General features: G+C 71.2%; 24 protein-coding genes. 9 read left to right on the top strand and 15 right to left on the bottom strand.

Annotated features, from left to right (window positions below):
* Positions 1–4: 4 nt before the first annotated feature.
* From ABT342_RS28825 to ABT342_RS28815, 3 genes are all read right to left on the bottom strand, one after another.
* Positions 5–1,960, bottom strand: coding sequence for an FAD/NAD(P)-binding protein (locus ABT342_RS28825; RefSeq protein WP_351580120.1), 1,956 nt, complete (start codon positions 1,958–1,960; stop codon positions 5–7).
* Between the two features lie 184 nt (positions 1,961–2,144).
* A complete protein-coding gene (locus tag ABT342_RS28820; protein WP_351580117.1) occupies positions 2,145–3,827 on the bottom strand; it encodes an alkaline phosphatase D family protein in 1,683 nt (560 codons plus the stop codon).
* 167 nt (positions 3,828–3,994) lie between these two features.
* Positions 3,995–4,639 carry an HNH endonuclease family protein gene (locus ABT342_RS28815; RefSeq protein WP_351580114.1) on the bottom strand — a complete coding sequence of 215 codons (645 nt, stop codon included), beginning with the start codon at positions 4,637–4,639 and terminating at the stop codon, positions 3,995–3,997.
* 192 nt (positions 4,640–4,831) lie between these two features.
* On the opposite strand from ABT342_RS28815, the gene ABT342_RS28810 reads away from it, so the two are divergent.
* The 4 genes from ABT342_RS28810 (at position 4,832) to ABT342_RS28795 (ending at position 8,341) form a co-directional block, all read left to right on the top strand.
* Positions 4,832–5,620 (top strand): ABC transporter permease, encoded by a 789-nt coding sequence (locus ABT342_RS28810; RefSeq protein WP_351580111.1) that lies wholly within the window; start codon positions 4,832–4,834, stop codon positions 5,618–5,620.
* Between the two features lie 213 nt (positions 5,621–5,833).
* Positions 5,834–6,418: a TMEM165/GDT1 family protein gene (locus tag ABT342_RS28805; RefSeq protein ID WP_351580108.1), complete on the top strand. Its 585-nt coding sequence runs from the start codon at positions 5,834–5,836 to the stop codon at positions 6,416–6,418.
* A gap of 192 nt (positions 6,419–6,610) precedes the next feature.
* A complete protein-coding gene (locus ABT342_RS28800) occupies positions 6,611–7,636 on the top strand; it encodes an alcohol dehydrogenase (RefSeq protein ID WP_351580105.1) in 1,026 nt (341 codons plus the stop codon).
* A 90-nt stretch (positions 7,637–7,726) separates the two neighbouring features.
* Positions 7,727–8,341, top strand: coding sequence for a GOLPH3/VPS74 family protein (locus ABT342_RS28795; protein WP_351580102.1), 615 nt, complete (start codon positions 7,727–7,729; stop codon positions 8,339–8,341).
* A gap of 29 nt (positions 8,342–8,370) precedes the next feature.
* Here the strand turns inward: ABT342_RS28795 and ABT342_RS28790 are convergent, their stop codons facing one another.
* Both ABT342_RS28790 and ABT342_RS28785 read right to left on the bottom strand, forming a co-directional pair.
* On the bottom strand, positions 8,371–9,021 hold the full coding sequence (locus ABT342_RS28790; protein WP_351580099.1) for an HAD-IA family hydrolase: 651 nt from the start codon (positions 9,019–9,021) through the stop codon (positions 8,371–8,373).
* Between the two features lie 157 nt (positions 9,022–9,178).
* Positions 9,179–10,009, bottom strand: coding sequence for a peptidoglycan-binding domain-containing protein (locus ABT342_RS28785; RefSeq protein WP_351580096.1), 831 nt, complete (start codon positions 10,007–10,009; stop codon positions 9,179–9,181).
* A 225-nt stretch (positions 10,010–10,234) separates the two neighbouring features.
* On the opposite strand from ABT342_RS28785, the gene ABT342_RS28780 reads away from it, so the two are divergent.
* The 3 genes from ABT342_RS28780 to ABT342_RS28770 are packed head-to-tail and all read left to right on the top strand — an operon-like array spanning position 10,235 to position 14,763.
* Entirely contained in the window at positions 10,235–12,307 is a 2,073-nt protein-coding gene (locus ABT342_RS28780) for an MDR family MFS transporter (RefSeq protein WP_351580093.1), read from the top strand.
* 33 nt (positions 12,308–12,340) lie between these two features.
* Complete coding sequence (locus tag ABT342_RS28775) at positions 12,341–13,684, top strand: AAA family ATPase (RefSeq protein WP_351580090.1); 1,344 nt, start codon at positions 12,341–12,343, stop codon at positions 13,682–13,684.
* Entirely contained in the window at positions 13,681–14,763 is a 1,083-nt protein-coding gene (locus ABT342_RS28770) for a tetratricopeptide repeat protein (RefSeq protein ID WP_351580086.1), read from the top strand. The genes ABT342_RS28775 and ABT342_RS28770 overlap by 4 nt, the downstream gene beginning before the upstream one ends.
* Positions 14,764–14,833: 70 nt before the next feature.
* Here ABT342_RS28770 and ABT342_RS28765 read toward each other — a convergent pair whose 3' ends face one another.
* The 7 genes from ABT342_RS28765 to ABT342_RS28735 all read right to left on the bottom strand — a co-directional run bounded on the left by ABT342_RS28765 (position 14,834) and on the right by ABT342_RS28735 (position 18,861).
* Complete coding sequence (locus ABT342_RS28765) at positions 14,834–15,319, bottom strand: GNAT family N-acetyltransferase (protein WP_351580083.1); 486 nt, start codon at positions 15,317–15,319, stop codon at positions 14,834–14,836.
* A gap of 10 nt (positions 15,320–15,329) precedes the next feature.
* Entirely contained in the window at positions 15,330–15,656 is a 327-nt protein-coding gene (locus ABT342_RS28760; protein WP_351580080.1) for an antibiotic biosynthesis monooxygenase family protein, read from the bottom strand.
* A gap of 109 nt (positions 15,657–15,765) precedes the next feature.
* A complete protein-coding gene (locus tag ABT342_RS28755) occupies positions 15,766–16,437 on the bottom strand; it encodes an O-methyltransferase (RefSeq protein ID WP_351580076.1) in 672 nt (223 codons plus the stop codon).
* Positions 16,424–17,524: a DUF2330 domain-containing protein gene (locus tag ABT342_RS28750; protein WP_351580073.1), complete on the bottom strand. Its 1,101-nt coding sequence runs from the start codon at positions 17,522–17,524 to the stop codon at positions 16,424–16,426. Before ABT342_RS28750 ends, ABT342_RS28755 begins: the two co-directional genes overlap by 14 nt.
* 147 nt (positions 17,525–17,671) lie before the next feature.
* Entirely contained in the window at positions 17,672–18,247 is a 576-nt protein-coding gene (locus ABT342_RS28745) for a dihydrofolate reductase family protein (protein WP_351580070.1), read from the bottom strand.
* A gap of 83 nt (positions 18,248–18,330) precedes the next feature.
* On the bottom strand, positions 18,331–18,453 hold the full coding sequence (locus ABT342_RS28740) for a hypothetical protein (protein WP_351580067.1): 123 nt from the start codon (positions 18,451–18,453) through the stop codon (positions 18,331–18,333).
* 27 nt (positions 18,454–18,480) lie between these two features.
* On the bottom strand, positions 18,481–18,861 hold the full coding sequence (locus ABT342_RS28735) for an ATP-binding protein (protein WP_351580270.1): 381 nt from the start codon (positions 18,859–18,861) through the stop codon (positions 18,481–18,483).
* A gap of 139 nt (positions 18,862–19,000) precedes the next feature.
* On the opposite strand from ABT342_RS28735, the gene ABT342_RS28730 reads away from it, so the two are divergent.
* Positions 19,001–19,852, top strand: coding sequence for a helix-turn-helix domain-containing protein (locus ABT342_RS28730; RefSeq protein ID WP_351580064.1), 852 nt, complete (start codon positions 19,001–19,003; stop codon positions 19,850–19,852).
* Complete coding sequence (locus ABT342_RS28725; protein WP_351580060.1) at positions 19,809–20,096, top strand: DUF397 domain-containing protein; 288 nt, start codon at positions 19,809–19,811, stop codon at positions 20,094–20,096. Before ABT342_RS28730 ends, ABT342_RS28725 begins: the two co-directional genes overlap by 44 nt.
* Before the next feature lie 44 nt (positions 20,097–20,140).
* Here the strand turns inward: ABT342_RS28725 and ABT342_RS28720 are convergent, their stop codons facing one another.
* The 3 genes from ABT342_RS28720 to ABT342_RS28710 all read right to left on the bottom strand — a co-directional run bounded on the left by ABT342_RS28720 (position 20,141) and on the right by ABT342_RS28710 (position 22,124).
* Complete coding sequence (locus tag ABT342_RS28720) at positions 20,141–20,512, bottom strand: PIN domain-containing protein (RefSeq protein ID WP_351580057.1); 372 nt, start codon at positions 20,510–20,512, stop codon at positions 20,141–20,143.
* A complete protein-coding gene (locus tag ABT342_RS28715; protein ID WP_351580054.1) occupies positions 20,509–20,772 on the bottom strand; it encodes a hypothetical protein in 264 nt (87 codons plus the stop codon). Before ABT342_RS28715 ends, ABT342_RS28720 begins: the two co-directional genes overlap by 4 nt.
* 263 nt (positions 20,773–21,035) lie before the next feature.
* Entirely contained in the window at positions 21,036–22,124 is a 1,089-nt protein-coding gene (locus tag ABT342_RS28710; RefSeq protein WP_351580051.1) for an FG-GAP repeat domain-containing protein, read from the bottom strand.
* Positions 22,125–22,314: the final 190 nt, after the last annotated feature.

Genomic DNA, 22,314 nt, shown 5'->3' with positions numbered 1-22,314 from the left:
AGCCCTAATCGATACTTGCAAGTTCAACATTTGAGATGCGGTCCTTTTTCATCCGATGTTCATCGGCCGCACTCGTCGTACTCGTCGCACTCGCCGGACTTTTCCTGCCTGTCGTTCCCGCGATGCGCAGCACCGCCCGCGCCACCGCGTCCGCGTCCGACAGCGTCACCGAGTCCACACCCGGCCGCGCCCCGGCCGCCGTCACCCAGTGCACCCCCTCCGTCGGCACTCCGACCGCGAACCGGCGCGGATGCACCCGTCCCTGACGGTCGATGAGACGGTACGGCCGCTCCGTCACGTCCAGGCCGCCGGTTTCGTAACCATCGACGGTGTGCGGCCTGCACTGGCCCGTCCGCAGCAGCCGCGAGAGCAGTTCGTCGCGGCTGCGCCGCAGGTCGGGCTCCGGCAGCCGGGCCTCGATCAGCGTCGTCGCCGACACCTCCGAGCCCGGTACGTCGGGCGACTGCGCCCTGAAGCGGCCGTCCTCCGCCCGTACGGTCATCCGAGGGCCGACCACCTCCAGCACCCCGGCCTCGATCAGGGCCGTCATCTCCTCGATCCGGCGGCGCGGCGGGCCGATGGAGAGGAACGCGTTCAGCGGTGTGTACCAGCGGTCGAGATGGTCCCGGCGGGACGCCCCGGACAGCCCCGCGTGGTCCACGATCTGCCGCAGTTCATTGCGCACGTCCCGCAGCACGTCGAGGGCCGCCTTGACCGGGCCCGCCACATTGCCCAGCGCCGCGTGCTCGGCGTCCCGCCGCAGATGGGCGAGGAGCCAGGTGCGGAACGCGGCCGGACCGGTGAAGGTCTCCGAGCCGTACGGGCGCGAGACGCGCTCCCAGGACCAGCGGTCGGCGGCCGGACAGCCGTACGCGTCCAGGACCGCGGTCTCCTCGTCGCTGCCGCCGGGCGCGTCCAGGAAGTCGTTCCGGAAGCGGCCCCGCAGCGCGCGGTCCAGCGACGGGGCCAGGAGGGCCTCGTAGTAGACCGTCTCCACCTCCTTGGCGACCAGCGGCCATATCTCGGCCCGGAAGTCCGGCGGATCGCCCGCGTCCGCGCGCTTGCGGAAGACCGCGATCACATCCGGTGTCAGCACCAGCGGCTGGTGCCGGCCCGACGCGCCCTTCGCGTTGTCGCCGCGCGCCTGGTACGGGATCCCGCGCCGCGAGCCCGCGAACAGGCGCGGCTCACGCCCCGAGGCCCGGTAGACCAGCCGGTCGGCCTCGTCGCGTACGAACGTGCCGCCGCGGGCCGTCGTCAGCAGCGCCATGTGGTCGAAGAAGTTGAGGCCGAGGCCCCTCAGCAGGACCGTTTCTCCGGGCTCGATGCCCGAGAGGTCCAGATCCGCCGGGTTGGCGGGGGAGAAGTGCCGCAGGCCGTGCCGGTCCGCGTACGCGCCCAGCCCCGCCGGCACCGCCCCAGGCGTCACCGGAAGATGCCCCTGCGCCAGCACCACCGCGCTCAGGCCGGTCAGCACCGTGCCGTCGTCCAGTGCGAGCAGCTGCGTCGAGTCCTCGGCCTCGTCCAGCCGCACCGCGCGAGTCCGGTGCACCTCCACCCGGACCGTCCGCGGCGCCCGCTCGGCGATCCCCCGGAACGCCCACTCCAGGTAGCGGCCGTAGCAGGCCCGCGTCGGGTAGTCGTCGGGGCCGAGCCCCGCCTCCGAGGGGCGGGCCGCCGCCCACTCGTACAGGCTCGGCCCCGGCCGTATCGGACCCTCGCACACCACGCTGTCGTCGGTGAACAGGGTCACCTGGGAGGCGACCGTGTTCATCAGCAGCTCGGCGGGCTGGTCCGTACGCCACACCTGGCCGGGGCCGGCCGGTGCCGGGTCGACGACATGGACGGTCAGCGGGGTGTCCGGGGCCAGTTCGGGCACGGAGGCACAGAGTCTCTCCAGCACCGAGGTGCCGCGAGGACCTGCGCCGACCAGGGCTATGGCATGCCGAACTGTGGACAAAGCTGTGACTCCCGGGGCATCTGGGCAGCAAGAAGCGGATGGTCCGCCTAGTGGTCCGCCACATCATGCCGTTGTCACGCCGTGAGGCGAAGGGCCGGGGTGAGTATCACGCTCCGCTGTCGGACGACTCACGTACGACGTGCGCACGACTCACACATGACTCGCGCACGACTCGCGCACCGACTCACGAACCATTCGTCAGATTCCGATCGAGAACGGTCACGAGCCGTGTGGTCGAACGGTCCACGCGGCGCGCCTGCTCGAGCCGGAGGTCTGCCGAACGCGCGCGCAGCGCCAGCGTCATCAGCTGGTTCCCGAACCACGGCCCGCCGCTCCTGCGCCAGTCGACGGCGGGCCGTGCCATCCGCCCGTGCCGGGTCAGGGCATGGCCGAGGCGCCGTCCTGTCCGGCTCCAGCCGAAGCGGAACCCGAGCTTTATCGTCAGGTGGATCGCGTTGTGGACCGGGGAGCAGGTGAGCTGGAACACGCGCGCCCGCGGCGCGGCGTCCGGGCCCTGGCCCTGGTCGGGGGCCGGCCAGTGCGGCTCCGCGATGTACGCGTGGTGCACGTCGCCCGACAGCACGCACACCGTCGCCGGGGCCTGCGGGCCGCTGCCCGCCTCCGCGATCAGCGCGGTCAGCGCGTCGAACGACGCCGGGAACGCCGCCCAGTGCTCCAGGTCGGATCTTCGGCGCAGATCCTCGGCGAACCGCGCCCAGCGTGGGCCGCGCTCGCCCCGGCACAGTGCCGCGTTCCAGCTCTCGGCGTCATGGACCAGGGGCGGCAGCAGCCAGGGCAGCGAGGAACCGATGAGGAGATGGTCGTACGAGCCCGGCGCGTCCAGCGCCTGCTCGCGCAGCCAGCGTGCCTCGTCCTCGTCCAGCATCGCCCGCTCGGCCTCGTCCAGGACCCGGCCGGCCCGGGTGTCGACCATCACGAGCCGGGTCCTGCCGAAGTCGCGCCGGTAGCTCCAGCGGAGCGTCGACGGGTCGGCGTCGGACTCCGCCGCGAAGCGCCGCAGCGCGTCGGTGCCGTCCGGGGTGTCGCGGACGGCGGCGTAGAGCGCGTCCTTGGCCAGCTCGGCCGGGGAGAGGTTGCCCAGCTGCTGGTAGACCCAGTACGACATCAGCCCGCTGACCACCCGCTCCTGCCACCAGGGCTTGGCCCGCATCTCGGCCACCCAGGCCGCGCTGGTGTTCCAGTCGTCGATGACGTCGTGGTCGTCGAAGATCATGCAGCTGGGAACGGTGGAGAGCAGCCAGCGCACCTCGGGGTCGAGCCAGGACTCGTCGTACAGCCGGGTGTACTCCTCGTAGTTCGCGACCTGCGCGCCGGGGGGATCGCGCAGATCGCGGCGGGCGGCCAGCCAGCGCCGGGTCGCCTTGGACGTGTTGTCCGCGTAGACCTGGTCGCCGAGCAGGAGCAGGACGTCCGGGCGCTCGGCGGCCGGGTCCTCGCGCAGCCGGGCGGCCAGTGTGTCCAGTGCGTCGGGGCCGACAGTGTCGTGCTCGTCGGCGGGCGGCGAGGACCAGCGGCAGGAGCCGAAGGTGACGCGCACGCCGTCGGAGGGGACGGCGGGGGTGCGGATCGTGCTGGGGGGAAAGCCGGAGTCCTCGAGCGGCCAGACGCGGCGGCCGTCGAGCAGCACCTCGTACGCGGTCGACGAACCGGGGGCGAGGCCGGTCACCGGGATCAGCGCGTAGTGGTGGCCCTCGATCTGGAACGTACGGATCGAGCCGCCGCCTCCCTCCGCGCACCGCACCTCGGCCGTGCACGGACGGTCCGCCTCGACCCAGATGGTCGCGGAATCGCCCGATTGCCAGTCGACGTACCGCAGAAGCGGTCCCAGTCGAAGCCCGGCTGCCATAGGCCTGTCCTCCTCCGTCGCCCCGTACGGTACGGAACGACGGGGGAGGGTAGCGCGGTTCCAGCTCGGCGACTGTTCGACGGGCCGGGTTCGTCAGCCGCTCAGCAGCCGCTCAGTAGTCGCTCGGCGGCCGCCCAGCTTTCGCTCGACGGCTGCTCGGCGGCCGTTCAGCAGCCGTTCAGGACGGACTGGAGGGCGGACTTCTCGGCCGAGTCCACCGAGAGGTTCCAGTGGTGCTTCACGTGCACCCACATCCGGGCGTACGTGCAGTTGTAGGAGCTGCGCGGCGGGAGCCATTCGGCCGGGTCCTTGTCGCCCTTGGCCTGGTTGACGTTGTCGGTGACGGCGATGAGCTGCGGGCGGGTCAGGTCGTTGGCGAAGGCCTGCCGCGAGGAGGTGGACCAGGAGCCGGCGCCGGAACGCCAGGCCTCGGCGAGCGGGATGACGTGGTCGATGTCGACGTCGGACGCGGCGGTCCAGGTGGCGCCGTCGTACGGGGAGTACCAGCTGCCGCTGACGGCGGCACAGCTGGAGTCCTGCTGGACGTTCGTACCGTCGCGCTTGAGGACGACCTCGCGGGTGTTGCAGGAGCCCGACTGGGTGATCCAGTGCGGGAACTTGTCGCGGCTGTAGCCGGTGGAGGAACCTTCCGCCTTCACCGTGAGCTGGCCGAGGTAGGTGCGGGCGGTGGCGGCGCTGATCGGGGTGGGCGGGGCGGCGCTGGCGGCCGGCGCGGTGAGGAGGGTGGTGGCGGAGGCGAGTGCGGCAAGAGCGGCCGTATACGCCAGTCGACGCGCGTAGACACGTGACATGCGAACTCCCGTGGGGGTGGAGGCTGTTGGTGGTGCGAGCCCTGCGGCAGGGCCCGCGCCATCGTGGCGGCGCCAGGTTTCGTGGGGATGGGCACCAGGTAACAGGGTGACGACATGAGCACGTCACATCAAGGTTTCGGACGGTCTTTCTGACACCCCGACAATTCGGGCCGACCGGCATAAGGTTGGCCTGTGCTGCTGCCGGTCAATGTCGCCTTCGGAGTCGTCCTGGCCGTGCTGCTGGCGGCCGCGGCCACCGTCGCCGCCCTCGCACACCTGGGCCCGTCCCGTTCCCGCGAGATCGCCGTCGCGGGCGTGCGCGCCGCGGTCCAGCTCGCCGCGGTCTCGCTCGTCATCGGCTGGGCGGTCCGTTCCGCCTGGCTGCTGCTCGCGTTCCTGCTCGTGATGTACGCCGTCGCCGTACGCACCGCCGGGCGCCGCATCACCCCCAACGGCACCTGGTGGCGCACCGCCCTCCCGATCGGCGCGGGCGTCGCCCCCGTCGTCGGCACGCTGCTGCTCACCGGGCTCGTACCGGTCGAGGGCATCGCGCTCATCCCGGTCACCGGGATCCTCATCGGCGGAGCGCTCACCGCGACGGTCCTCGGCGGCCGGCGGGCGCTCGACGAGCTCGCGACGCGGCACGGGGAGGTGGAGGCCGGGATGGCGCTCGGGCTGCCGGAGCGCGAGGCCCGGATGGAGGTGGCCCGCGACGCGGCGTCCGACGCGCTGCTGCCGGGGCTCGATCAGACGCGGACTGTGGGGCTGGTCACACTTCCCGGCGCGTTCGTGGGGATGCTGCTGGGCGGCGCGTCACCGCTGGAGGCGGGGGCGGTGCAGCTGTTCGTGCTGGTGGGGCTGATGGCGGTGCAGGTGGTGGCGGTCGCGCTGGTGCTGGAGCTGGTGGCGCGGGGGCTCGTCCACAGGGAGGAACCGCAGGCTGCGCCACCGGGTACCCTGGGCGGAGCAGAAGGGGAGTAGCTCTTCGCCGGACCGTCGACATACTGCCGAGCTCGCCTCGGCCGGCGCCCGGAGGCGACCGCGTTCGCGTGGTCCGCCAGCGAGACCTTCGGCCAGCAGTGACCATGACCATTCATGGCCCTGCCGCGCCGAAGCGACCCCTGAAACGGTGATGTTGACGGAATCGGTCAGGTCTCTCGGTGCGGCGGTGCCCCACCGATTGAGGAACCACCCGTGCTGAGCTTCACGATCATGGCGATCACCTTCGGCGTCGTCTTTCTCGCCGAACTCCCCGACAAGACCGCCCTCGCCGGGCTGATGCTCGGTACGCGCTACCGGGCGTCGTACGTCTTCGCCGGAGTCGCGGCCGCCTTCGCCGTCCATGTGGCACTCGCCATCGCGGCCGGCAGCGTGCTGACCCTGCTCCCGCACCGGCTGGTGCAGGCGGTCGTGGGCGTCCTGTTCCTCGCCGGCGCGGTGATGCTGCTGCTGAAGAAGGACGACGGGGACGACGAGACGATCAAGGCCCCCGCCGACCAGTCCTTCTGGAAGGTCTCCGGCGCGGGCTTCATGCTCATCCTCGTCGCGGAGTTCGGCGACCTCACCCAGATCATGACCGCGAACCTGGCCGCCCGTTACGACAACCCGCTGTCGGTGGGGCTGGGTGCGGTGCTGGCGCTGTGGGCGGTGGCGGGCCTGGGCATCGTGGGCGGGCGGACGCTGATGAAGTACGTGCCGCTGAAGCTGATCACGAAGGTGGCGGCGGGGCTGATGCTGGCGCTGGCGGGGTTCAGCCTGTACGAGGCGATCGTGGGCTGACCTGTACGAGGCGATCGCGGGCTGACCGGGGGCCCGTGGGCCGGGGCGGGCCCCGCGTGACGGGGCGCGCCGGGCTGACGGGCGGGCGCGCCGAGGCGTGCCGGGACCGGGCTTCCCCTCGGCGCGCGTGATCGGGCCGGAACTGGTCTGCTGGATTGCGGGGCTCTCGCGCCCGATCCAGGGGAGATCCAGATGAGTGCATGCCGAGTCGCGCAGGTCACGGCCCCAGGCCGGTCGTTCGAGATCGTCGAGCGTGAGGTACCGCGGCCGGGCCCGGGTCATGTGCGGGTGGCCGTGGACGCCTGCGGGATCTGTCACAGCGACGCCGTCTTCGTCGACGCCGTGCTTCCGGGCGTACGGTTTCCGCTGGTTCCCGGGCACGAGATCGCCGGGCGGATCGAGGAGCTCGGCGAGGGGACGCAGAGCCGGGGCTGGCAGGTCGGTGACCGGGTGGCCGTGGGCTGGTTCGGCGGCAGCTGCGGCCACTGCACGGCCTGCCGCCAGGGCGACTTCATCGTCTGCGCGAACCTGAAGGTCCCCGGATGGTCCTACGACGGCGGCTTCGCCGAGGTGATGATCGCCCCGGTGGACGCCCTGGCCCGGATCCCCGACGGGCTGGCCGCGACGGACGCCGGCCCCATGGCCTGCGCCGGTGTGACCATGTACAACGGGCTGCGGCGCAGCTCGGGCCGGCCGGGTGAGCTGGTCGCCGTACTCGGCATCGGCGGCCTCGGTCACCTGGGGGTGCGGTACGCCGTCGCGATGGGCTTCGAGACCGTGGCCATCGCCCGCGGAGCCGCCAAGGCCGACTTCGCCAAGCAGCTCGGCGCGCACCACTACATCGACAGCACGGCGGACACCCCCGTCGCGGACGCGCTGCAGGCCCTCGGCGGGGCCAAGGTCGTGATGGCCACCGCCGGCAGCTCGGACGCGATCGCGGCGACCGTCGACGGGCTGTCCCACCGCGGTGAGCTGGTGGTCATCGGCGCGACCTTGGAGCCGATGGACATCAGTCCGGTCCAGCTGCTCATGCAGGGCCGGGTCGTGCGCGGCCATCCGTCCGGCACCGCCCAGGACGTGCAGGAGACCATGGCGTTCAGCGCTCTGCACGGGATCCGCCCGATGGCCGAGATCATGCCGCTGGACCAGGCCGACGAGGCGTATCGGAAGATGCTCTCCGGCGCCGCGCGTTTCCGTATGGTGCTCACCCCCGGCTGACGCGCCGCGCCCTACGGCTGTGCCCCGCCCTACGGCCGTGCCGCGGCCGACCGCTCCCTTCGACCCTCTCGATCGAGGCGAACCCGATCCATGACCACATCACGAGACCTGATGATCATCGCCATGGACGCGGCGCCCGGCCGCGCCGTGGAACAGGGGGATCTGTCGCTCGCTCTCGCGGGAGCCGAGCTGCTCGACCTCCTCGACGCGGGGGCCGTGACCCTGGCCGGCAAGCGCATCGTGCCGGGCTACCGCCCGACCACGGCCGATCCGCTGCTGGACCAGGCCGCGTCGTCGCTCGTCCGCGAAGCGCCGTACGAGTCGCTCGACGACTGGCTGTGGCGCAGGGGCCGTGGTCTGTCCGCGGCCTATCTGGCCGCCCTCGAAGCGGAAGGGCAGGTCGGTCGGCAACACCGCCGCGGGATGTCCTTCGGGAAGGGCCGGCCCGTGCCGGCCGATTCGCCGGAGCACCGTGCGGCGGCGGACCGCCTGGCCTCGGACGAGCCCAGGCTGGCCGCGCTCGCGTCGGCCGTCGGGATTCGTGGGGAGGCCGGGGAGGTCTCCGTCGACGCGCCGGGCGTGGACGACGACGCCGTGGACACCGTGCTCGCCGCCGTTCACGACGCGCTGCTGCAGCTGGCGGCCGTACGGCAGCGGCGTGCCGTCGAGCAGGCCGCCTTCGACAACATCTGGCGGGGCGACTGACGCAGGGCCTCGATGCGCCGGGGCTGGGCTCAGGCCGCCGCGTGCAGGCGTATCGCGCCGTCCGCCGTCGACTCCACCCGCAGGGCCGTCAGGTCCGGTACGTGGACGTCCGGTGCGAAGGCGGCCGCGCGCGGGCCGACGCCGACCACGGGCATGCCGGCGGCGCGGGCGGCCGTGATGCCCGCCTCGGAGTCCTCGAAGGCCACGCAGTCGGCGGGGGCGAAGCCCAGTTCGGCCGCGCCCTTGAGGAAGCCCTCCGGGTCCGGCTTGCTGGCGCCGACGCGTTCGGCGGTGACCCGTACGGACGGCATGGGCAGCCCGGCGGCGCGCATCCTGGCCGTGGCGAGGGCCTCGTCGGCCGAGGTGACCAGGGCGTGGGGGAGGCCGGCGATGGCGGCCATGAAGGTGGGGGCGCCCGGGACCGGGACGACGCCGTCCAGGTCGGCGGTCTCCTGGGCGAGGAGCAGCCGGTTCTCGGCGTGGTTCTCCTCCATCGGGCGTTCCGGCAGCAGGACGGCCATCGTGGCGTAGCCCTGCCGGCCGTGGACGACCTTCAGCGTCTCGTCCGGGTCGAGGCCGTGGCCGACCGCCCACTGCCGCCAGACGCGCTCCACGACGGCGTCCGAGTTGACGAGGGTGCCGTCCATGTCGAGGAGGAGGGCGCGCGCGGTCACCGGCATCGGCGTACTCCAAAGGCGAGGAGACAGAGACAAGAGGTCCCCGCGCGCCGGTCAGGGGGTGCACGCGGGGACCACTTTGTTTTTGTGCGATACAAAACCTACCAGCTCTGCCGCCTGCCCCGTAATCGGATGCGATCAGTACCTGCGGTACACGCGTTCAGTGCCCCTTGCCGCCGCGGCCGCCGCCGGGGTGGTCGTCCGGCTCCTCCGTGTCCGACTCCAGCGCGAGGCGCGTGTCCGGGCCGTAGACGCCCTCCGGGTCCCCGTCGATGCCCCGGTACGCCTGGTACAGCGCCACGGCGTACTCGACGTCCTCGTCGTAGTAGCCGTGCGACGGGCCGTCGTAGGCCCCGATGTCCTCCAGCCGCCGCTGGAGCTCCTCGACCTCCGGGCCGCTGTCGCCGGGGCGCAGTGTGCCCGGGGCGGGATCGGCCGGGGCGGGGGCCACCGTGCCCGTGGCGCGGGTCGTGACCGAGGGGCGCGGCGCGGCCGGGGTGCCCGACGCCGCAGAGGAGGCCTTCGGGGCGGCCGCGGCGGACGTCGACGCGGAAGCGGACGCCGAGGCGGACGGTGACGCGTCGCCCTTCGACGCCGAGGCCGAGGGCGATGCCGAGGCGGACGGCGCCGCGTCCGGCGCGAAGCTCAGGAACGGCTCCGTCGCCTCGACGTCGGGCAGCGCCCGCTCCTGCTCCTCGTCGCCCGTCAGCAGGCCCCCGGCGTACGCCGCCGTCCCGAGCACCGCCACCACCGCCACGGCGGCGATCAGCGCCCCACCGCCACTGCCGCCGCCCCGTCGCCTCCGTCGGCGGGCCGCCTCCGGGACCGGAGCCAGCTCCACGGGTGCGGCGTCCTGCTGCGGAACGGGCGCGGCGTCCTGCTGCGGAACGGGCGCGGGGGCCTGCGGCGGAAGGGGCGCGGCGGCCTGCCGCGGGAAGACCTCCGTCGGGGCCGTGTACGGCTCGTCCTCCGGTGGCGTCGGCAGCGTCACATACGGCCGCACCCGCAGGGGGAAGTCCCCGCACGCGCACGTCTCCGCCGGCGCTGTACCGCATTCAGGACAGGTTTGTCCCGTCATCGTGGATCCCCTCCGCTCGGGCTCCAGCGATTATGCAGGCCGCACACCGGCGGTCCAGGGCGGCGTCCGCCGCTTCGGCAGGCCATAACGGGACACAGCGGCCACGATGGGAGTACCGCGACGTACCGAGGAGTATCCATGGCGCAGGATGTGAGCAGCCAGGCCGTGAACCCCGGCCCGATACCCGGCCCCGGCGCGGGACAGACCCGCCGGACCGTCCTCGTCGCGATCGGCGCACTGCTGCTCGGCATGCTGCTCGCGGCGCTCGACCAGACCATCGTCTCCACCGCCCTGCCGACGATCGTCAGCGAACTCGGCGGCATGGACCATCTGTCCTGGGTGGTCACCGCCTACCTGCTGGCCTCCACCGCCGCGACGCCCCTCTGGGGCAAACTCGGCGACCAGTACGGCCGCAAGAAGCTCTTCCAGGCCGCCATCGTCATCTTCCTCATCGGCTCGGCCCTGTGCGGCATGGCGCAGGACATGACCCAGCTCATCGCCTTCCGCGCGCTCCAGGGCCTCGGCGGCGGCGGCCTGATGGTGCTGTCCATGGCGATCGTCGGCGACATCGTCACACCACGAGAACGCGGCAAGTACCAGGGCCTGTTCGGCGCGGTCTTCGGCGCCACCAGTGTCCTCGGGCCGCTCCTCGGCGGGCTGTTCACCGAGCACCTCTCCTGGCGCTGGGTCTTCTACATCAACATCCCCATCGGCATCGTCGCCCTCTTCGTCATCGCCGCAGTCCTGCACATCCCGGCCCGCGCCACCCGGCGCACCATCGACTATCTCGGTACGTTCCTGATCGCGTCCGTCGCCACCTGCCTGGTCCTCGTCGCCTCCCTCGGCGGCACCACCTGGGCCTGGGACTCGCCGCAGATCATCGGCCTCGCCGTCCTCGCGGCCGTACTCCTCGTCGCGTTCGTGTACGTGGAGAGGCGCGCGGCCGAGCCCGTACTGCCCCTCAAGCTCTTCCGGATCCGCACCTTCACGCTCGTCTCCGTCATCAGCTTCGTCGTCGGCTTCGCCATGTTCGGCGCGATGACCTACCTGCCCACGTTCCTCCAGGTCGTCCAGGGCGTCAGCCCCACCCTGTCCGGCGTGCACATGCTGCCCATGGTGCTCGGGCTGCTGATCACCTCCACCGCCTCCGGCCAGATCGTCAGCCGCACCGGACGCTGGAAGGTCTTCCCCATCCTCGGCACCGGCATCACCGCGATCGGGCTGCTGCTCCTGCACCAGCTGACGGAGTCCACCGGTGTCTGGGAGACGAGCGCGTACTTCTTCGTCTTCGGCGCCGGACTCGGCCTGGTCATGCAGGTACTGGTGCTGGTCGTGCAGAACGCCGTCAGTTACGCCGACCTCGGCGTCGCCACCTCCGGCGCCACCTTCTTCCGCTCCATCGGCGCGTCGTTCGGCGTCGCCGTCTTCGGCACGCTCTTCAACAGCGGGCTGGAGAACAAGCTCACCACCGCGCTCGCCGGGCAGCAGGTCCCGCCCGGCGCCGGTCCCGCCGAGCTCGCCGCCGACCCCCGCGCCATCGCCGAACTCCCGCCCGCGCTGCGGCCGTCCGTCGTGCACGCGTACTCGACCGCGATCACCGACGTCTTCCTGTACGCGGCCCCCGTCGTCGTCGTCGCCTTCGTCGTCGCCTGGTACCTCAGGGAGGACAAACTGCGCGGCTCGGTCACCGCGCCCGAGGCCAGCGAGACGTTCGCCTCCAACCCCGTCGAGCGCTCCTCGTACGACGAGTGCGCCCGCGCCCTGTCGGTGCTCGGCTCGCGCGAGGGCCGCAAGGCGATCTACACCAGGATCACCCACAAGGCCGGGCTCGATCTGGTCCCGGCCGCGAGCTGGCTGCTCCTGCGCATCAGACGGCACGGCACCGTCGAACCGTCCCGGCTCGCCGACGCCACCCCCGTACCGCTGAAGGTGATCACAGAGGCGTCCCGGCAGGTCGAGGAGCAGGGGCTGGCCCGGCGCGAGGGGCTGGCACTGATCCTCACCGACAAGGGTGTCGAGGCGGCGGCGAAGCTGGCGGCCGCGCGGGAGGAGTCGCTCGCCGAACTGCTCGGGGACTGGTGGGGCCCGGACCGACCCACGGACCTGGTGCAGCTCGTGAAGGAGCTCACCGCCGAACTGGGCGGCTCCGACGGCGAACGCCCGTACGCCGGCGCACCGCACCGCGATCACGAGGCGTGGCACCGGCGCTGAGGGGGCGACAGGCCCGAACGTAAAGTGTGGGCCATGTCGGAGGACCCACCCCTGATCCAGAGTTTGCGTACGGCCGTCGCTGCGGCGCCCGGTGACGTACCGCTGCGGCTGCACCTCGCGGAGATGCTGCTGACCGCGGGCCGTCACGACGCGGCCGTCGCGGAGGTGGCCGTCGCGCTCCAGCACGCGCCCGGCGACGCGCAGGCACGCGAACTGATGGCCCGCGCGATGGGAATGCCCGCACAGGTGCCCGCGCAGCAGGCGCCTGTCGTACCCGCGCAGCAGTCACCTGCGTCGCCCGCGCAGCAGCCGTCTGCGCCGCAGTCCCCCGCGCAGCAGCCGCAGAGTGCGCAACCCGCCGCCGAGGCACCGCGGTCCCGCGTCGGCTTCGACTGGAAGGCCGCCGAGGACCAGGTCGGCGACTCGGTGCCGCCCCGGTTCGTCGAGAGCCCGCTCACCGTCGACGGCAGCGGCGACCCGGGCGGGGCCTCCGCCTTCGACGTGGACGCGCCCGGCGGCGTACGCCTGGCGGACGTCGGCGGCATGCGGGAGGTCAAGGAGCGTCTGGAGGCCGCCTTCCTCGCCCCGATGCGCAATCCCGAACTGCGCAGGCTGTACGGCAAGAGCCTGCGCGGCGGACTCCTCCTGTACGGCCCTCCCGGCTGCGGAAAGACCTTCATCGCCCGCGCCGTGGCGGGCGAACTCGGTGCCAATTTCCTGTCGGTGTCCCTCAACGACGTACTCGACATGTGGATCGGCAACTCCGAACGCAACATGCACGAGGTCTTCGCCACCGCCCGCCGCCAGGCCCCCTGCGTGGTCTTCCTCGACGAGCTGGACGCACTCGGCGGCAAGCGCAGCCGCACCCAGAACAGCGGCATGCGCAACACGGTCAACCAGCTGCTGACCGAGCTGGACGGCATCGGAGCGGAGGCCAACGAGGGCGTCTTCGTCCTCGCCGCCACCAACCTCCCCTGGGACGTGGACATCGCCCTGCGCCGCCCCGGCCGCCTGGACCGCACCCTCCTCGTACTGCCGCCCGACACCCCCGCCCGCGAGGCGATCCTCCGCTACCACCTGCGCGACCGCCCCATCGAGAACGTCGACGTGGCCAAGCTGGCCAAGGCCACCGACGGCCTCTCCGGAGCCGACCTCGCCCACCTGTGCGAGTCCGCGGCCGAGACGGCACTGCTCGACTCCGCGCGCACCGGCACCGTCCGCATGATCGGCATGTCCGACCTGCTCGACGCGGCCAAGACCGTCATCCCCTCCACCGAGCCGTGGTTCGCGGCAGCGCGCAACGTGGCCATGTTCGCCAACGAGGGCGGGATGTACGACGACCTGCTCACCTACCTGAGGAAGAGACGCAAGCTGTGACGACCCCGCACCCGGCCGTCGAACAGGCCGACGCGCTCATCGACATGAAGCGCTACGAGCAGGCGGAGGCCCTGCTGGCCCGCCGCCTCGCCGAGGACCCCGACGATGTCCGCGCCTGGGTGAAGCTCTGCCGCTGCCACATGGGCGCCAAGAACGGTGAGCAGGCGGTCGCCGCCATCACCGAGGCGCTCAAGCGCGACCCCGAGGACGTCAGCGCGCTCTACATGCAGGCGTACGCGCTGCGCCGCGCGGACCACCTGGACCGGGCGGAGGCCTGGCAGAAGGCGCAGGACTCCCTGCTGGAGGCGCTCCGGCTCGACCCGGACAACAGTGCGGTGCGTGCGCTGCTCGCCGAGCTCCTGGCGTACTACCCCACGCGCCGTTTCGAGGCCTTCCAGCTCGCCAAGGAGGCCGTGCGGCTGGACCCGCAGGACGTACGGGCGTACGAGGCGCTGTGGCTGGCAGCCGCCGCCATCGAGGACGTCGAGACGTACAAGTGGGCGCTGCGGGAGGTCCTCCGCATCGACCCCACCAACGCGATCGCGCTGGTGCTGGTGAGCGAGCAGGAGGCCAGCAAGCCGGGCACCTCGGCCAAGCAGGCCGCGGACATATACGCCGACGCGCTCGCCGTCGTCCCCGACAGCCCCGGGCTGCGGAGCGATCTCGACCACGCCGGCTACCGGATGCTGCGCGGCATCCGCTGGCTGGCACTCCTGTGCGTGGCGGCCGCGGGGGCCATGCTCGACATCTTCCCGCAGGCCGGCGAGACGGCCCGGGACCTGCCGGTGCCGCTCGGCAACCGGCTCTGGACCCTCGTGCCCATGGCCGCGATCTGGGGCTTCGGCGCGTGGCGCCGCTATCGCAGGTTGCGCACCGGCGTCCGGCTGAGCGTGCGGTCCGTGGCACGCCGGTGGCGCTGGGCCCGCGTCGTGCTCGCGCAGGCGGCTTGGGCGATGCTCTGCGCCCTGCTGATCTCGCAGGTGCCGTGGACGGAGCGGACAGTGCCGCAGATCTTGTTCTGGGCGGGGATCGTGCCCACGCTGGCGACGGTCTGGTTCGACCGGAGGAAGACCGACTGAGGCGACCCGAAGAGTCCTGGAGCGGCCTGAAGCAGGCCGAGGCGGGTTGGAGCGGCCTGAAGCGGCCCTCTCAGCGGGGGAGATCCTTGCCGTACCAGATGTCCATGTACGGACCCTCGCAGTACGCCGGGATCTCCGCGTAGCCGCCGCGCGTGTAGAGCGTGCGCGCCTCGACGAGGTCCAGCCTGGTGTTGAGGACCATCCGCTCGGAACCCAGGCCGACGGCCGCGTCCTCCAGCGCGCCCAGCAGCGCCGCCCCGCCGCCCGTGCCGCGGAACCCGGGCCGTACGTACACCCGCGTCAGCTCGGCGGTCACCGCGTCGAGCATCAGGACCCCGCCGCAGGATCCGGCCTCGCCGCCGTACCGCCCGACGACGAACTCGCCGGTGGGGGCGGCGAGTCGCTCCGCCCCGTCACCGTCGAGCCCGTCGTCGATCTCCGCCGTGGTCGCGGGCCGCTTCCAGTAGCGGCTCGCGACCTCGTCGTAGTAGTCCCGCCGAAGGGCGGTGGCGGCGGGGGTGTCGACGTGCTCCGGGCGTATCACCCAGTTCGTCATCAGCCGTGCTTCAGCTCTGCTTCGGCGCTGCCTGCTGTACGACCTCGAAGGACCAGGCCTCCGACCCGGTGGCGGCGGGCTTGGGGCGCTCGCCGCCACCGCCCTGGCCCTGGTGGGCGGCCTTCATCGGGCCCTCCATCCAGGCGTTGAAGGACTCCTCGTCGCGCCAGCGCGTGTAGACGAGGTACTGGTCGGTGCCCTCGACGGGACGCAGCAGCTCGAACCACTCGAAGCCGTCGGAGGACTCGACGGACCCCGCGCGGGCGGCGAACCGCTGCTCGAGCACGTCGCGCTGGTCGGCGGGGACGGTCAGTACATTGATCTTCACGTAGCTCATGGGGGCAGGATATGTGCCGACACCCGGAGTTGGCCGGGCCGGGCGGGGCGCGCCGGGCGGGGACTCGCCGGTCGGTCGCGGACGTGCCGATCGGTCGCGGACGTGCCGGTCAGTCGCGGACGCGGGCCAGCAGGAAGCCGTCGTACCCCCGGACCCCCACCGTCTGCACCGCCGTCGCGCTGAGCCTCGGGTTCCGGCCGATCTGTTCGACCATGCGGCGCGTCGCGCGGACCGCCGTGTCCTCGCTCGTCGCGTCGGCGACGGCGCCCTGGCGCGCCACGTTGTCGACGATGATGAGGCTGCCGGGGCGGGACAGCTTCACCGCCCACTCCACGTACTCCGGGTTGTTCCCCTTGTCGGCGTCGATGAAGAAGAGGTCGAACGGGCCCGCCCCCTCCGCCTCCAGCACCGCCAGGGAGTCCAGCGCCGCGCCCACCCGGACCTCGACGAGCTTGTCGAGGCCGGCGTGGGCGAGGTTGGCGCGGGCCACGACCGCGTGGTGCTCCCGGTACTCCAGCGAGACGAGCCGGCCGTCGGCGGGCAGGGCGCGGGCCAGCCAGATCGTGCTGTACGCGCCGAGGGTGCCGATCTCCAGGATCTTCCGGGCGCCCTGGGAGAGGGCGAGCAGGTGCAGCAGCTTGCCCTGGTTGGCGGCGACGGCGATCTGCGGCAGCCCGGCGGCGTCACTCGCGGCGAGCGCGGCGCTCAGGGCCTCGTCCTCGGGTGCGAGGTGCTCGGTGAAGAAGGCGTCTACAGCGGTCCATTGATCATTCGATGACATGCCCGAAACGTACCGCGTGCTTGCGGCTCCGGCGCCACAGAATTCCCGCCGTCACCACCACGACCACTCCGCCCACCGTGAGCAGCCACACCGGCATCCCGCCCACCAGGAGGATCTCGTCCCGCCATTCCACCTGCCGGTACGGCGTGTCGGCGGCGGCTGCCAGCAGTTCGTGGTCGCCGTCGATGCGCGACGGCTCCGGGAATTCCTGCTCGAAGGCCGTCAGGAACACCGGCTTGCCCCCGGTCAGCTTCCCCACCGCCGGGCGCGGGTACGTGAGCTCGCCCGCGAACGTGACCTCGGGCTCGTCGCCGCCGATGCGGCTCTTCGGCTCCATGCGGTGCGGCGCGAGGACGTACAGGGTCAGCGACTGCGGGTTCTTCGCGAGCCGCGACAGCCGCATCGGGTAGACGAGACGCTCACTCGCGAACCGGATCCGCAGCGGGTCGAGCGAGCCGCCCAGCACCGTGTTCTCGTCGTCCGGGGCCAGCCGGATGGCCACGTACTCCCACTTCTGGTCGACGTACGGCCGCAGCTCCGGCCCCAGCCGGTCCGGGAACTCGAACCCGTTCTCCTCCAGCCAGTTCCGCAGCGCGTCCGGGTCGGTCGCCGTCAGCCGCGCCACGTCGAAGGCACCGAGGCGCTCCCGCCCGACCACCCCGACGGGCGGCGCGGCCTGCGCACCGTCCCCCGGCGGCGCGGCGCCCGCGCTGCTGCCGTCCCCGGACGAGAACGGCCAGTCGCCGCCGCGCGGCCAGAAGTAGTGCCTGGTGCGCTCCTCCGGCTCGGTGTCGTACGACAGCTCGCGGAAGAGTTCCTCGTCGCCCAGCTCCACCGTCGCCCGGTTCGGCACGGGCATGATCCATGCGGCGCTGGGCGCGTCGCCGTTCACGGTGAAGCGCATGACGATGTCTTCCCTGCGCCCGTCCCAGCTGACGATCGACGTCTCGTGGTCGACCTGGATCCGCGACTTCCCGTCAGGGATCATCGCGCCGCAGCCGCACGCGTACGCCGGTGCGATCAGTGACCCGAGCTGCAGCGCGAACAGCGCGCCCACGACCAGAAGAATCTTGTGTATCCCCCGCATGCCTCTTCGGACGACGGAGCGGACCGATCGGTTCCAGCCACGCGAGCCACGGCCCGAGGGACCGCCTCGTGCGGCGGCCCCTCGGGTGGATCGCCGCGTCCAGCCAGGATCCGCCCCCTGGCGCGGGGCCGCCAGTCGATCAGTGGACTAGCCCACCTGTACGGGTGCGTAGTACAGGACGACCGAGCCGTTCTTGAACGGCCTGGTGCGGAGCAGTTTCAGCTCGGTCCGCCGGTATCCGCCCTTGAACAGCGGAGTGCCCGCTCCCAGCAGCGCCGGGTTGACGATGATCCGGTACTCGTCGATCAGCCCCAGCCGGGTGAAGGTCGTCGCCGCACCGGCGCCGGCGAACAGCGCGATGTCCTGGCCCGGCTGCTGTTTGAGCTGCCCGATCCGCTCGGCGACGTCGCCGCGGATGATGTGGGAGTTGTTCCAGTCGGCGTGGGCGAGGTGGTGCGACACGACGTACTTCGGCAGCCCGTTCACGAGCCTGGCCACCTCGATGTCGAGCTCCGAGGCGTCGGGGCCGGTGGCGGCCGTGGGCCAGTACTCGGCGAGCTTCTGGTAGGCGACGCGGCCGAAGATCATCGCGTCGATGGACCGGAGGGTTTCGAGGATGAACTCGTCGAACTCGCGGTCGGCGAAGTGCCAGTCGATCTCGCCGCTGACGTCCTCGATGAAGCCGTCGAGGGACATGTTGATCTGCAGGAAGAGCTTTCGCATGCGGCGCCTTCCCTCCGATCGGGACTCGACTCGACCCTAAGCGGGAGGTGGCGGCACCGCGAGCGCGCCAGGGGGGGGCGTCGTCAGGTGCCGAGGGCCTCGATGACCTGGCCCACCCGGCAGTCCGGATGGATGGTGCGCCGCGGCTTCGGCGCCGGCTTGGCGACCGCCGTGCCCAGCCACTCCGGGTCACCGAGACGGTGCACCGCCTTCGCCGCGGCCCAGGCGTCGGGTCAGCATGGTGGCGGGAGAGGCTTTGCGCGGCACTCGAACCAGACCGTCTTGCCCGGTGATCCGTTCCGCGACACGCCCCATTTGTGGACCATCGCGTCCACCAGCGCCAGACCGCGCCCTGTCTCTTCGTCGGGCGACAGGACCCGCAGGCGCGGCAGGGCGGGGGAGTCGTCCCTGACCTCCACGCGTACCCCCGTCGGGCCCCGCTCGATGAGCAGGGAGCAGCGGCGGTCCGGGACGTGGACGTGGACGTTGGTGAGGAGCTCGGTGAGGGCGAGGGAGGCGGCGTCGGCCAGGTCCGGCATGTCCCACTGGGTGAGGTAGTGGCGGAGGATGCGCCGCACGTGGCGGGCGGAGTGGTCTCCGACTGCGAAGCGCATGGCGTATTGGGTGGCGGGTGCGACGTCCTCGGTGTCTTCGTTCACGCTACGAGCGTGCGGCCGGGCGGCTACTCTCGGCTACGGAACGAATACAACCCGTCCCGCAGTGGACGGAGTTGCACGTACGAGGGGGTACCGCGTGACCCATATCAACGTCCTCGACCCGAGCGCCTCGCCGCTCGACTACTACGGCTACGAGCTCCGTCGCTACCGCGAAGCGGCCGGACTCACCCAGAAGCAGCTGGGCGCCATCATCAACTACACGGGATCGCTGGTCGGCCAGATCGAGACGGCCCGGAAACTGCCGACGGAGGCGTTCAGCGAGCGGGCGGACGCGGCGCTGGGGACGGGCGGGCTGCTGACCCGGCTGCTGGGTCTTGTGCTGCGCAGCCAGCTGCCCGCGTGGTTCCAACAGGTGGCGGAGTTGGAGGCGCGCGCGACGGAGATCTGCACGTTCCACACGCACATGGTGCACGGGCTGTTGCAGACGGAGGCGTACGCACGTGCCGTGCTCGGCGCCAGGGGCCAGAGCAAGCTCGACGACCGTACGACGGTCCGGCTAGGGCGGCAGCGGATCCTCAAGAAGGACGAGCCGCCGGTGCTCTGGGCGATCCTCGGGGAGGCTGCGCTGCGCCAGGAGGTCGGCGGCCCGGAGGTCATGCGGGCGCAACTGGCCCATCTGTTGTCGTACGAGGACGACCGCCTGGTGAACATCCAGGTGCTGCCGTTCGCGGTCGGAGTCCATGCCGGGCTGCAAGGCTCGTTCAACCTCTACCGCTTCGCGAGCGACCCGTCCATCGTCTACACCGAGGGTTATGGGCAAGGGCATCCGACGGCCAACCCGGACACCGTCAAGAGCTGCTCGCTCGATTACGCTCACCTCCAGGCCGCCGCCCTGTCCATCAAGGACTCGGCCGCGCTGATCCTGCGCACGATGGAGGAATGCTATGCAGAGCAGCAACTCTCACCTGACGGGCGCCCGTTGGCGTAAGTCCAGCTACAGCGGGCCTGACGGCGGCGACTGCGTCGAGTGCGCCGCCCTCGGCGGTGCCGCCTGGCGCAAGTCGAGCTACAGCGGCGACCAGGGCGGCTCCTGCGTCGAGATCGCCGAGGCCGCCCACCTCGTCGCCGTCCGCGACTCCAAGGTCCCCGACGGGCCCCACCTCAGCCTCGCCCCGGGCGCCTTCGCGGACTTCGTGTCGGCGGCCGCGCGCGGCGGCTTCGGCGCCGGCTGAGGAACGGCTTCGGGCTCAGCAGGCCGCGCAGTAACGGGCGAGGGTCAGGGCTTGCCGATGTCCACGGCCCACACCCCGGTGCCGTCGTACGCCTCCGGTGTCGCCGTCAATACCTGGCCCTCGACCGCGCTGGAGACGGCGGCGTAGACCGCGTGCGCGTACGGCCACTCGACGCCGGCGGCGACCACGTCCTCGACGGTCGAGGCCCCTGCGAAGTCGAGGGGCAGGAACTCCAGGCCGGGTAGTGCTCCCACGTGGGCGGCGACGCCTGCCAGCTCCAGACCCGCGGCTACCAGGCAGAGTGACGGGACGTGGGCACGCCGTGCCGGATCGTCGACTTCGACGACGACGATTCGGGACAGCATTCGATGACCGCGGCACAGTGCGATGACCGCGGTGTGGTCAAGGATGATCACCTGCGGCTGCCCACCTGCCTGGTCAGGATTGCCTCGCGCCACTCTTCTCCCTCGCGCAGATCGCTCTCGCTGAGGTCCACGCCGAAGTTGGCCCGTACGTAGGCGATCGCTTTGGCGGTGCGCTCGGCGCGCTCGTCCGCCGTTGGCGTCGCTGTGATCATCCGCTCGATGTAGGCGCGGGTGCTGAGACCTCGCTCCTCGGCGAGGGCGCGGACGCGGTCACGTACTTCTTCGGTGATCTTTATGGTGGTGTCAGCCATGCGCGAAGAATACAACAGAATACCGTTGTGGGCTCCCCTTCCGGCGCGCGACGGGAGGCGGGGGCGGGGCGTAGGGGGGATCGGGCTCTCCAGGGAGCGAAGGGCATGCGCCACGTACTGCGTGATGAAGCGAGCGGGCCATAGTGCCCATACTCTCCTCGGTCTCGCGGACGAGGTCGTCGGGATGGAGACGGGCTTTGAGGTGCGCCTGTGCCCCGGCGATCGCGATCGCCGGGGCACAGGGCCTGAGGCGGGGTCTCAGCTCAGGTGGTGTAACGGTTGACGAAGGTTGTTCTGGCGTAGTCCCAGAAGTCGCTCCAGCTGACCTTGATGGGTTCGAAGGTGCCGTCGGATTTGGCAAGCCAGGTGAACATCTTCACCGTGCCGTTGCTGTACCTGTACATGGCGCCGAGATCGTCGTTTCCATCGCCGTTGTAGTCACCAGGGACCATCTGCATGGATTGGTAGGTGATGGTTCCGGCTCCCACGCTCCAGGCTTCCTTGGGCGGGGCGAAGGTGCTGTTCCCTGTACTGAGGCTGATGTAGGTATGGATCTTGTCGCTGCCGTCGGGGTAGTCGAACCAGGTGGCGATGTCGTCCTTGCCGTCGCCGTTGAAGTCGCCGGCGTGGACGTGGGTACGGTTCCAGTCGCCCCAGGCGTCGTGGGTCCAAGCCACGATGGGGTGCGCGAAGCCGCCGGTGGGCTGGGCCTGGAAGGTCCACAGTTTGACGGCGCCGGCAGCGTAGTCGTAGAGCACGCCGACATCGTCGCGACCATCTCCGTTGAAGTCACCCGTGGTGATCTTGCTCAGGTTGCGGGTCCACGTGCCTGTGGAGGTCCAGCTGGAGAACGGCTTGTTGAAACCACCTCGGACATCGGCAGTGAACGTGAACAGGGTGTCGGTGCCGTCGGCATAGTCGTACCAGGCGGCGATGTCGTCGCGGCCGTCGCCGTTGAAGTCACCGGCCTGGAGGGTGGAGCGGTTGATGGCTCCCCACCGGTTGCCGGTTGAGGCCCAGGAGGAGAATGGGGCGCTGTAAGTGCCGTTGGACTGGCCGAGGTACGTCCAGAGCTTGTGGCTGTAGTCGTCGTAGTAGTACATGACCGCGACATCGGAGAGCCCGTCGCCGTTGAAGTCGCCGTAGACCTTCTTCGTCTCGTTCTCATCCCACTGGTTGCCGGCTGATTGCCACGCCGTGTAGGGGGCCTTGATGCTGCCGTCGGCCTCGCCCTTCAGCACGTGCAGGGCGTCGCGGTAATTGTCCGTGTCTCCGTAGTCGTACCACTCGACCATGTCGCTGCGGCCATCGCCGTTGACGTCGTTGCGTGTGGCGGATCCGCTGGACCACACGGACTGACCCTTGGCGTTGTAGACGACAAGATTTCCGCGGTCATGGAGCTGGATATAGCCGTCTGCTGTCAGGCCGGGTGTGCTGGTCGTGATGCGGGACTGTCCTGAAGTTTGTGTATGCCCCGGTGTGACCCGTCTGGCATGAGATGTGGTCTCTGCCGGGAAGGATCACAGATGGGCAGCAAGGACG

The organism is Streptomyces sp. NPDC000410 (assembly GCF_040300305.1).
Lineage (GTDB): Bacteria > Actinomycetota > Actinomycetes > Streptomycetales > Streptomycetaceae > Streptomyces.
This window is presented reverse-complemented; position numbering and strand designations above follow the sequence as displayed.

Bases quoted from the DNA above. Each gene is read 5' to 3' on its own strand.
- ABT342_RS28765 (WP_351580083.1), bottom strand. From the start codon at position 15,319: ATGACGAACTGGGTGATACGCCCGGAGCACGTCGACACCCCCGCCGCC.
- ABT342_RS28820 (WP_351580117.1), bottom strand. From the start codon at position 3,827: ATGGCAGCCGGGCTTCGACTGGGACCGCTTCTGCGGTACGTCGACTGG.
- ABT342_RS28800 (WP_351580105.1), top strand. From the start codon at position 6,611: ATGAGTGCATGCCGAGTCGCGCAGGTCACGGCCCCAGGCCGGTCGTTC.
- ABT342_RS28790 (WP_351580099.1), bottom strand. From the start codon at position 9,021: ATGCCGGTGACCGCGCGCGCCCTCCTCCTCGACATGGACGGCACCCTC.
- ABT342_RS28755 (WP_351580076.1), bottom strand. From the start codon at position 16,437: ATGTCATCGAATGATCAATGGACCGCTGTAGACGCCTTCTTCACCGAG.
- ABT342_RS28745 (WP_351580070.1), bottom strand. From the start codon at position 18,247: ATGCGAAAGCTCTTCCTGCAGATCAACATGTCCCTCGACGGCTTCATC.
- ABT342_RS28725 (WP_351580060.1), top strand. From the start codon at position 19,809: ATGCAGAGCAGCAACTCTCACCTGACGGGCGCCCGTTGGCGTAAGTCC.
- ABT342_RS28735 (WP_351580270.1), bottom strand. From the start codon at position 18,861: ATGCGCTTCGCAGTCGGAGACCACTCCGCCCGCCACGTGCGGCGCATC.
- ABT342_RS28780 (WP_351580093.1), top strand. From the start codon at position 10,235: ATGGCGCAGGATGTGAGCAGCCAGGCCGTGAACCCCGGCCCGATACCC.
- ABT342_RS28760 (WP_351580080.1), bottom strand. From the start codon at position 15,656: ATGAGCTACGTGAAGATCAATGTACTGACCGTCCCCGCCGACCAGCGC.
- ABT342_RS28750 (WP_351580073.1), bottom strand. From the start codon at position 17,524: ATGCGGGGGATACACAAGATTCTTCTGGTCGTGGGCGCGCTGTTCGCG.
- ABT342_RS28775 (WP_351580090.1), top strand. From the start codon at position 12,341: ATGTCGGAGGACCCACCCCTGATCCAGAGTTTGCGTACGGCCGTCGCT.
- ABT342_RS28795 (WP_351580102.1), top strand. From the start codon at position 7,727: ATGACCACATCACGAGACCTGATGATCATCGCCATGGACGCGGCGCCC.
- ABT342_RS28715 (WP_351580054.1), bottom strand. From the start codon at position 20,772: ATGGCTGACACCACCATAAAGATCACCGAAGAAGTACGTGACCGCGTC.
- ABT342_RS28815 (WP_351580114.1), bottom strand. From the start codon at position 4,639: ATGTCACGTGTCTACGCGCGTCGACTGGCGTATACGGCCGCTCTTGCC.